Annotated in this window: 8 protein-coding genes; 5 read left to right on the forward strand and 3 right to left on the reverse strand. The window is 45.1% G+C overall.

Going from position 1 to position 9,705, the window contains the following annotated elements:
- Positions 1-127: 127 nt before the first annotated feature.
- Complete coding sequence (locus B5D48_RS00005) at positions 128-1,300, reverse strand: hypothetical protein (protein WP_023938712.1); 1,173 nt, start codon at positions 1,298-1,300, stop codon at positions 128-130.
- A 1,018-nt stretch (positions 1,301-2,318) separates the two neighbouring features.
- Here B5D48_RS00005 and B5D48_RS00010 point away from each other — a divergent pair.
- From B5D48_RS00010 to B5D48_RS00030, 5 genes are all read left to right on the forward strand, one after another.
- The gene (locus B5D48_RS00010; protein WP_023939323.1) at positions 2,319-2,870 is read left to right on the forward strand and encodes a sigma-70 family RNA polymerase sigma factor; all 552 of its coding nucleotides are present in this window, start codon (positions 2,319-2,321) and stop codon (positions 2,868-2,870) included.
- The gene (locus B5D48_RS00015) at positions 2,867-3,151 is read left to right on the forward strand and encodes a hypothetical protein (RefSeq protein WP_023937413.1); all 285 of its coding nucleotides are present in this window, start codon (positions 2,867-2,869) and stop codon (positions 3,149-3,151) included. The genes B5D48_RS00010 and B5D48_RS00015 overlap by 4 nt, the downstream gene beginning before the upstream one ends.
- Before the next feature lie 216 nt (positions 3,152-3,367).
- Positions 3,368-3,721, forward strand: coding sequence for a YkgB family protein (locus B5D48_RS00020; protein ID WP_262501285.1), 354 nt, complete (start codon positions 3,368-3,370; stop codon positions 3,719-3,721).
- Between the two features lie 18 nt (positions 3,722-3,739).
- Positions 3,740-4,843, forward strand: a complete 1,104-nt coding sequence (msrB, locus tag B5D48_RS00025; RefSeq protein ID WP_023937410.1) for a peptide-methionine (R)-S-oxide reductase MsrB — start codon at positions 3,740-3,742, stop codon at positions 4,841-4,843.
- Between the two features lie 5 nt (positions 4,844-4,848).
- Positions 4,849-6,087, forward strand: a complete 1,239-nt coding sequence (locus B5D48_RS00030) for a spondin domain-containing protein (protein WP_023937409.1) — start codon at positions 4,849-4,851, stop codon at positions 6,085-6,087.
- Between the two features lie 460 nt (positions 6,088-6,547).
- Here B5D48_RS00030 and B5D48_RS00035 read toward each other — a convergent pair whose 3' ends face one another.
- Positions 6,548-7,144 (reverse strand): DUF3109 family protein, encoded by a 597-nt coding sequence (locus B5D48_RS00035; RefSeq protein ID WP_023937407.1) that lies wholly within the window; start codon positions 7,142-7,144, stop codon positions 6,548-6,550.
- Positions 7,145-7,252: 108 nt separating this feature from the next.
- Complete coding sequence (locus tag B5D48_RS00040; RefSeq protein ID WP_023937406.1) at positions 7,253-9,583, reverse strand: transglycosylase domain-containing protein; 2,331 nt, start codon at positions 9,581-9,583, stop codon at positions 7,253-7,255.
- Positions 9,584-9,705 lie beyond the last annotated feature (122 nt).

Consider the following 9,705-nt stretch of genomic DNA (forward strand, 5'->3'; position numbering starts at 1 on the left):
AATACGATTGTTAGTCTGTAATGTTTCATGGTTTATTTATTTTGGATTTATTATTTGTCGTTGAGCCCTTATAAAGCCTCCGGATTTGATAATCAGAGATCTTTGCAATATTCCCCGAAGGACAAGCCTATTCTCCTAAGTAGATCTTTCCGGTGTGTCGCAAGCCTTGTGTGTCGGTCACGATGTAGAGATATAGCCCTGTGGGCAAGGAGGAGAGATCGACAGAGGTCTTATCCTCCATATTGCCGGTCCATACTTGTTCAGCCTTCATAGTGTACAGAGCCAATGCCTTTAGGTTTGCTTTTTCCCATTGTAGAAGATTGCCCTTAACAACGAAAGTCCATTCTTTGGGCAAGAAAGGATTATTCGTTCCTAAGACTTCGGTATTTACCACTTGATCTGCTCGGAAGCAATCTTTTGCTGTGACATTTTCTTGAGGGAGGATTAGGTTGTCGTACAGATCCTTCCATTTGCTGGTGTCGTGATAGACGACTTGGTCATCTTGTACAAAGCAAAGCAAGAGATTTGTGGAATAGCTGTCGAAAAGAAGCTGATCATCTATGGGAGTCTTTTCTTTGAGCACAGGGGCGGATGTATATTGGATATGGAAATAAGTAAATCCGAAGCCGCCCAAAGAGCCTATGCCATCTGCCCACTTATTGCCACGAAAGGAGATAGTTCGCCTCCACTTCCCTGCAATATACTCGTAATCGTATCCTTCAAATTTAGGCTGCCATTTATTACCTCCCCACACCCGATCATATGCCATTTCTGGCTTATCGTAGAGGTTGAAATCATACAAAATGTACTCTTTGTTCGGATCCAAAAAGAGACCATTGCCTTCTTTCCAAGAATTGAAAGGGAGAACATTCCAAGCCCAATGCCAACCTCCCTCATCCTGAAATGTGCCAGGATAGTTGTCTGGATCAGAGAGTCCCTGTGGTAGCCGTAGGTAGACGATCCCCTTGTCTTGGCGGATAGCTCCCCAGTAGTTTGTTTCGTTCGCAAGGAATTTATCGTCTTTGGTGCAATAAACTTTTTTGTAATCCAGCTGATTGATTGTCGTATCTCCATGTATAAATACATAGGAGAAAAAGAGGCCCATAGGAGACTTAAGACCCAGATCTATGTCGTGAATGTACATTTGGCAGGTATTCACCCAAATCGTACCATCACGGAGTGGAAATTCCATGATTTGGTAGTTCTCATCTGTTGGCTTTTCGCCTACACTTTCTTGTGCCTTGGCTGTCGCAGGCGCAACGAGTAGTGCAATAAGCCCCGCTAATAGTATTCGTATCATATTCAAGAAATGACAACTCTAATGTGTAACAGCGAAGTTATAAAAAGAATAAGTAAAAACAAACAAAAGAGAATTGTGTGCCCTAATTGCAAATGTATTCTTTGATAGAGGAATACCTAATTGAGACTACCGCATGATATGCTACCCACTTTGTTCTTTTTGACATTTAGTTTGGCTTACATACTTGAGTGTATAACCCAAGCTCCAGCCTCAGAGCCTTGTGGATTCTTTGTTTTTAACAATAATGTGGTATAATTAGGGCGAGAATACCCCTTTATTGGCCTTGTCATGCTTCTCTCTTTTGATGCCGACAATTGCTGTTTGGGTTCGAGATAAAATTTTCTGGGGAGAGAGCGAAAATTCTCTCCTGAGAGAATTTTTGCTAACACAGGAGAAAACAAAATTTCTCTGAGGAGAGAATTTTGACCCTCTCAGAACGCCCTATTCATCGGTGTTTTGATAGAGGTCGAAAAGCCCTCAAAAAGAGCTTTTTTCCCAATCTACCACTACGACCTGCTATTGTGTTTGATAGGACGTATTTGTGCTAATTTGGGAAAATGAGCTTTGTGCCGTTTTGCCATATCGTGAGATCAAGCAGCGATCTCTTTGGGAGGGCTCTTTGATTTTGTCGCTCGAGTCTGCTTAGGTCTGCTATGCAACACTGTTTTTACCTAATCGCAATAGACTCTGGATACTATTGCATAGCACAGCTCTCGTCGCATTATGCAACAGTATCTTTCGTGGTGCTGCTCTACCAAGTCTGAAATTGTCGCACGGAAATTCTCTCTTCTGCATAAATGTTATTAGGCTGTTATTTAGCATCTCTGTACTGATAAATCCCCTCTCTCGACAATCGCTTGTTGAGAGAGAGGGGATTGTCGTTTTTGATTATTTTCGCAGTGTATGCAAGCAGTTGTATATCAATATGGAGAAGAATTACGGAACTTGATTCGGGATGCGAATACATCTTTGGAGATCAGATGGTGTTCCCTGTTGAGAGCCAATAATTTCCTGTTGTATGAGGTCGGAGAGTAAAGAAATAACAAAGTGGGTGGAGCTATATTCCGAACCTTTGCTTAATCGAGCTTTGTCAATGGTGGCAGACAAGGAGGATGCAATGGATTTGGTGCAGGAGGTCTTTATCTCTGCTTCGTCTGCCTATGACAGATTTCAGGGGAAAAGTAGTCCTCTGACCTGGCTGCAAAATATATTGAGAAACAAGATAGCCGACTTCTATCGAGATAGATACCGTAAGCCACAAGTAGTCAGTATGTCGGATTTTTTCGATCAGTCGGGCTCGTGGACAGACCACTCCGTCCTTCAAGAATGGTCTCCTAATCTCGAAGAGCCCGAGGATGAAAAGGCCTTGATGGATACGCTGGATAAATGTCTCGAACATCTGCCAGTCCATTGGCAAATCACGGTGAAACGATATTATATCGAAGAGAAAAAAGCCAATGAGGTTTGTCAGGAGTTGGATATTGCTACGACGAATTTGTGGAAGATCCTCCAGCGCAGTCGTATGCAATTGAGGAAGTGTATCGAATTAAATTGGTTTGAGAAATTATGACGAAGCTATTCGGCAAACTTATACACCTGCTCATCATGCCTTGCAGTCATGTGCCACAGTTGATAGAGCAGGAAAGATCCGGCAAGCTGCCTCTCTTGCAGAAAGTGCGCCTGCGTGCCCATCTGTCTATATGTAAGTGGTGTGCCGCTTATGCGAGGAAAGTGGAGCAAATAGACAAGTTCCTCACGAAAAAGTATGAGGGAGGAGAAAAAAAAGATCGATTTGAAAGTTCTGAAATACAGGATTTTAAGGATAGGATCAAAAAGAAAATGACACCATAGCCCTATTTCTCCTGTCAGGATTACGAGCCTTTGCCGACTATACGTACAGAAAGCCCCTTGGAGACTTTCGCATACTAATTGGTTGCATTGGCGTAATCGAAGAAAACTGATAGGATGAAAACAAGAAAACAACTGCTCTCAGGTAGAGGTATCTATCACCGGATCGGGTCTTATGTTGCCCTTTGGGGTATGGCCGTTATCCTTATATAGATAGGTATATTCAAGTTTACACCGATGGAAGCGGCTGCCATTAGGCCTTTGCTGGAGCATCATCCCATCACATTTTGGGTATATGATGTGTTCGGCGTCCAATTTGTCTCTATTCTCGTAGGTTTGGCTGAGATCTCGGTAGCTCTTTTGCTACTGCTTTCGATCAGAGTTCATTCTCTGAGGAGATACGCCGGACTGGGGATAACTTTCATATTCCTTTTTACGCTCAGCTTTCTCTTCTTCACCTCCGGTATGTGGAAGGTGAGGGATGGTGTACTCATAACCGATTACTTTATACTTAAGGATATAGCGTATCTCGGATTCGGATTGATGCTTTTGGATGCTCCGAAGAACAGCTAACAATAAAATCAGAAAAAGATGAAAAAGGCAAGTATTTTAATTTTCTCGATCGCAGCTCTCTCTCTTGTATTTGCGAGAACACAAGTCGTACAAACGAAAGAAAATAGGAAGGAAAAAATGGAAGACGTGAAAATGAAGAAGGAGATATATCTGGCCGGAGGGTGTTTCTGGGGTACAGAGCATTTTCTGAAACAAATTCGAGGTGTGATAAAAACCGAAGTTGGCTATGCAAATGGCAAGGGAGAGCATCCCGACTATAAGAGCGTATCGACCGGAGAACCCGGCTTTGCCGAAACAGTGAAAGTCGAATATGCTCCGGATCAGATCAGTCTGGAGAAATTGTTGGATTTATTTTTCGAGACTATCGACCCTACTGCTGTGAATAAGCAAGGGAATGATGTGGGGGTACAGTATAGAACAGGTATCTACTATACCGACATGGCCGACGCTCCCATGGTAAGGGCTTCCATAGACAAGCTCGCAGCAATGCATTCGCAACCGATAGCTATCGAAAGCAAGGCTTTGGAGAACTACTATACAGCTGAGGAATATCATCAGGACTATTTGGACAAGCATCCCAACGGATATTGCCATATCCCCAAGAGTCTGTTCCAGATGGCTCGCGAAGCAAATCCCGCCTTTTCGGAAGAGAAATATATACGTATGACCGATGAAGATCTGAAAGAAAAACTCACTCCGCTGCAATACGATGTTACACGCAACAATGCTACCGAAGCTCCTTTCAGAAATGAGTATTGGGATGAGTTCGGGGAAGGGATTTATGTGGATATCACTACTGGTGAACCGCTCTTTGTCTCCACTGACAAATTTGAGTCGGGTTGTGGCTGGCCGAGCTTTTCCAAGCCGATAGACAAGACGCTTGTCATGGAGAAAACGGATAAGTCGTACGGTATGGTTCGCACCGAAATCCGGAGCAAAACGGGGGATGCCCATTTGGGGCATGTATTCAACGATGGGCCTGCGGAGAAGGGAGGTTTGAGGTATTGTATCAATAGTGCTGCCTTGCGCTTTATCCCCAAGGAAAAAATGAAAGAAGAAGGATATGAAGACTATATTTTCTTGCTAAAAAAGGAATTACCATTCAAAACCAAACAAATTTAGAAATCATGAAAAAGAATCTATTCAAAGCCGGACTCTCGACTATCGCTCTGGCGAGTATGACCTTCGTTGTTTCCTGCAAAAAAAATGACGAAATGAAAGCCCCGATGACCGGTGATATGCGCACTTTTACTGTTGAAAATATCGTTACACCGAAGTTGTTTGTGCAGAGTGGAACTTTCAAAGGTGTTGGGAGCAAGGAGATAAATCTCCCGATCATTCTACCCGGGCAGAGTGTTGACTTCAAGTTCAAGGCCGGTAAAGGGCAAGCTCTGATGTTCGTTACGATGTATGGAAAATCGAAAGACTGGTTTTTTGCCTCTCAACAGCCCGGTATCAACTTGTTCGACAAACAGGGCCGAGCCATACAGGGTGATGTCTCTTCTCAGGTCAGACTGTGGGACAACGGAACCAAAAACGACCAGACAGGAGATGTTGAGTCTAAACCTATTATGCAAGTTCCGGGCGTGGATGCTTCTAAATTGATGAATTTGAAGTTGGCGTACGAAGAGAAGACATCCGAGTTTACGCTTACTATAATGAATACCTCTGCTGATACCCCGAACGAAACACCGTTCTCTCCGGGTGTATGGGCTGTTTCTAACTTCGACGGTAGCAAGCTTCTTGCAGAAAAGCCCTTCTTCACTCCCAATGAGAAGTCCAATCCGGAGATTACAAATATCGCCCAGATGGGTAACATTGATAAGTTGAAGGAAAAGGTAGAAGCCAATACGGGTATTATCACCGGTATCTCACCTGTATTCCTCGTTGTCTATCGTGGAGACAAAAACCCTATTTATCAGCTTGGAGAGAAAGACCCCGGCCTGGGGTTGAAGAACTTGTCGCAAGCGGGAGATGTGAGCAAGCTGATGAAAAACCTGAAGGCGATGAAAGGTGTAAAAGGGATCTACGTGGCAGGCAATGCCCCCATTGGCCCTGGAAAGATGGCAATGGTGCAGTATAAGGCCGAAGAAGGTGATATGTTGGCCTATGCTACTATGTTCGGATTTTCAAACGACTGGTTCTATGCCAACGAACAGGCTGTATTGGCTCTGTCAAACGGAAATGTGACAAAAAGTACAGCGTTATTTGACTCGGGTACGGGGGTGGATCAATTCCCCGGAGCTGGAAATCGACAGGCCCTTTTTGGTGGGACTCCCCAGATGGAGAGTAATTCGATCAGCAAAGTAGGGAATGCCTTCCCTGTTCCTCCAGTAGATCAGGTATTGAGAATCACAATTAAATAAATTGGTTTTCGGGAGAGTCTGTAACGATCTGTTGTCTTCATTGCAGTTAGTGCGGACTCTCCATTTTATCTCTCTTTTCTTTTTCTATCTCTTCTGATGTGTCTGTAGGCTCAAGTATCCGAGAGGATATGCGGGCTTGCAGATCGTCGTTTAGTATGATGACCTAAGTATAGGTGATCGAAGAATAATGGCAAATCATTACACAGCTCAAGACTGCTGCATAACACGGTATTCGCTGCGTTGCTTTCGACATTCGGGCTTGATCATGATGATAGGTATACTCCTCATATTCTCAGTCTCAATGTCTTACTTTCTCTGCATTCAGCAAAGTCAACAAAATGGTAAGTTTTAATTGCCTTTTTGAGACCTATACCAAGGTCTCAAGTCCCCTATATCTCTCTTTGTTTCGGCTACTTTGTGTGCCGGCTGCGTCTTTCTTTATGAATAATCGTGGAGGGGGTTAAATAGACTGCTCCGATTGCTTTTGTGCCAGGTATTCTCGGGCTACAAGGCAGAGCTCCTCGTACCACTCCTCGCCATAGGCTCTGATGAGAGGCTCTTTCAAGAATTGGTATATGGGTATTCCCATCTTACGACCCAACTTGATAGCACATTTGCAAATGCTCCATTGTTGATAGTTGAGTGCCGTAGCTCCTCCATAATACTTCTGCACCCGAATGGGATAGAGGTGGCAACTGATCGGTTTGAGAAAATCGGTTTTCCCTTCTCTGTATAGCCTCTCTATAGCGCATTGGCAACGACCTTTTGAGTCGTAGGTGGTAAATACGCAGTCTTTTCCATTGACGATTTGGGTAACTTCTTCTCCATCCTCGTCTATATAACTGATCCCCTCTTCTTCGATTAGTTTTTTTGCTTGTGGAGAAATGAGGTCTTGCAGGAGAGGTAGTAAGGCCCTGATTTTGTCTGCCTCTCCGGCAGCCAGAGGTGCACCGTTGTCGCCTTCTACACAACAGATCCCTTTACATACATCGTAGTCGCATACAAATTGTTGGTCTATGATGTCCAGACTTACCAGCTTGTCTCCTATATATATCATGTGAATGTCGTTTAATGGACTGAATCGATCTACAAATGAAGCACTTCGGCTGTCTTATCCACAGGTAAGGACGAAGACAGACGAAGTGCTACTTGGGTTGGGTGGAAGCTATTCTTCCAGCAAGTCGAGTCCGATCCCAACCGAATCGTCCTCTTCGCTATGTTGATTCTCTTCGCTGCTACCGCAGGGCGAGAAGCCTTTGGGGATCTCAAAAGCCTCGTTCGGGTCGTATCCGAGAGACCTATTCGAGTAAACGAGTCGCATAAACTCCCCGAAAATAGGCAAAGCTGAGGCTGCTCCCTGACCGATAGACATGGAGTCGAAGTGAATACTTCTATCTTCTCCTCCTACCCAACAACCGGCTACCAGAGAAGGAGTGAAGCCGACAAACCAGGCATCGCTATGATTCTGCGTTGTACCTGTTTTGCCACCAAGAGGCATCTTGAGGTTGTGACGAGAGCGCAACCTGCCACCTGTACCACCATCTATCACCGCTCTCATCATCGTGAGCATCTTGAGGGCAGCATCTTGAGAGAGAACTTCTGTAGTTTTGGGAACGAAATTGGCCAAAACATTGCCATGCTGATCTTCTATGCGAGTAATGAAAAGCGGATCGACACGAATTCCGTTGCCGACAAAAGTACTGTAGGCACTGACCATCTCTCCTATCGAAGCATCTGCTGTACCGAGACAGAGAGATACATCCGGGTACTCTATGATGCCATTTAGCCCGTAGCTTCTGAGCAGCCGCACAAAAGTATAAGGAGAGGTCAGCCCCATAAGGTATGCCGTTACCCAGTTGTCGGAATTTTGCAAGCCCCACTTGATACTTACCATTTCTCCCACACGTCGGCTTGAGCCTCGAGGTGTCCATGGTTTTCCTCCCTGTGTGTAGAGCGTTTGTGGTACATGCAGCATCATATCGCAAGGTGTGAGCCCATCGGTCATGGCAAGGGAATAGAGGAAAGGTTTGATTGTAGATCCCACCTGTCTTCTCCCTCTACTTACCATGTCGTATTGGAAAGTTGCGAAGTTAATCCCTCCTACATAGGCTTTGATATGCCCATTGTGCGGGTTCATGGCCATGAACCCTGTCCGCATTAGACTTTTGAGGTACACAATGGAGTCGAGAGGGGACATCACGGTATCTCTCATACCTTGCCAGCTCCAGACTTGCATCTTACGTTTCTTGTTGAAAGAAGCCAGTATCTCTGCTTCGGAAAGACCTTCTTTTTGTGCTACTCTCCAGCGATCGGATTGTCGCATGGCCCGTTTGAGGATTTGTTGTTTCTCTTCTTTGCCTATTTGGGAGGAGAAGGGAGCATAAGATTTCCCTGCTTTTTCTCTGTCGAAAGCCGGTTGCAGTACATCAGCCATTTGCTTGCGCACAGCCTGTTCGGCATAGCGTTGCATGGGAAGAGAAAGAGTGGTGTATATCTTTAATCCATCGGTGTAGAGATTTTTCCCATTTTTTTCACACCAGCCATAGGCTGGGTCTGTTTCCCAAGCCAAGCTATCGGCCGTATATTCCTCTTTTTGCCAAGATGCATAGTTCGATCGCTTGGGTTTTTTTGCCGAGAGCATTAACCGTACTCGTTCTCGGAAATAGGGAGCTTCTCCCTCCTTGTGGCTATTCCTGTGGAAAGAGATACGTAGTGGAAGCTTGGATATGGAGTCGCATTGCGCTTGAGTCAGGTAGTTGGCTTTGGCCATTTGTTCCAGCACAACATTCCGGCGCATCAAAGAGCGTTCTACAGAAGCCTCCAATACAGGATTGTATGCAGCCGGGTTTTTACACATACCGACCAAAGTGGCTGCTTCTTGTATATTCAGGTTTTCTGGGCTTTTCCCGAAGTAAGTGTAGGCGGCTGAGCGGATCCCTACGGCATTGTACAAGAAGTCGAATTGATTGAGGTACATCGAGAGGATCTCGTCCTTGGTATAGTAGCGTTCCAGTTGGATCGCAATAATCCACTCAATAGGCTTCTGCAACACTCGGGTAAACACATTTTCGGCTGTAGGGGAGTAAAGCATCTTGGCCAGCTGCTGTGTGATGGTAGAGCCTCCTCCTCCGCTTTTTTGCCCTAGCAGACCTCTCTTGACTATTGCGCGCGACAAAGCTCGATAGTCTATGCCGGAGTGCTGCCGGAAGCGCACGTCTTCAGTTGCAATGAGGGCATTTACGATATTATCCGACAAGTCGTTGTAAGAAACGTACACCCGATTGGCTCCGGATTGAGAATAGGAGCCTAATACTTCGCCTTCAGCAGAGAATACCTGTGAGGCGAATTTGTCGATCGGGTTTTGTAGTTGCTCGATGGCAGGCATATAACCAATAGCCCCCTTAGCTATGAGAGTGACAACGACCAATAGGCCAATCCAAAAGAGACCGAAGAGTCCCCAGAGGGTTCCGAGGATGATTTTGGTGCTTTTCTTCATTTATTCTTTTGTATCGATGTGTAATACTATACTTTTTGCACGCCCAAAGGTAGCAAAGCTATCCCGATACCGAGACAGAGGGTTCGAGCTTTGCGGGGGATAGGTATCCGAATACGATCGCT

The sequence above is a fragment of the Porphyromonas crevioricanis genome (assembly GCF_900167225.1).
Taxonomy (GTDB): domain Bacteria; phylum Bacteroidota; class Bacteroidia; order Bacteroidales; family Porphyromonadaceae; genus Porphyromonas; species Porphyromonas crevioricanis.

What these genes read in the sequence shown, in the direction of transcription:
- B5D48_RS00005 (WP_023938712.1), bottom strand. Translation starts at nt 1,300, where the DNA reads ATGATACGAATACTATTAGCGGGGCTTATTGCACTACTCGTTGCGCCT.
- B5D48_RS00010 (WP_023939323.1), top strand. Translation starts at nt 2,319, where the DNA reads ATGAGGTCGGAGAGTAAAGAAATAACAAAGTGGGTGGAGCTATATTCC.
- B5D48_RS00015 (WP_023937413.1), top strand. Translation starts at nt 2,867, where the DNA reads ATGACGAAGCTATTCGGCAAACTTATACACCTGCTCATCATGCCTTGC.
- msrB (WP_023937410.1), top strand. Translation starts at nt 3,740, where the DNA reads ATGAAAAAGGCAAGTATTTTAATTTTCTCGATCGCAGCTCTCTCTCTT.
- B5D48_RS00030 (WP_023937409.1), top strand. Translation starts at nt 4,849, where the DNA reads ATGAAAAAGAATCTATTCAAAGCCGGACTCTCGACTATCGCTCTGGCG.
- B5D48_RS00035 (WP_023937407.1), bottom strand. Translation starts at nt 7,144, where the DNA reads ATGATATATATAGGAGACAAGCTGGTAAGTCTGGACATCATAGACCAA.
- B5D48_RS00040 (WP_023937406.1), bottom strand. Translation starts at nt 9,583, where the DNA reads ATGAAGAAAAGCACCAAAATCATCCTCGGAACCCTCTGGGGACTCTTC.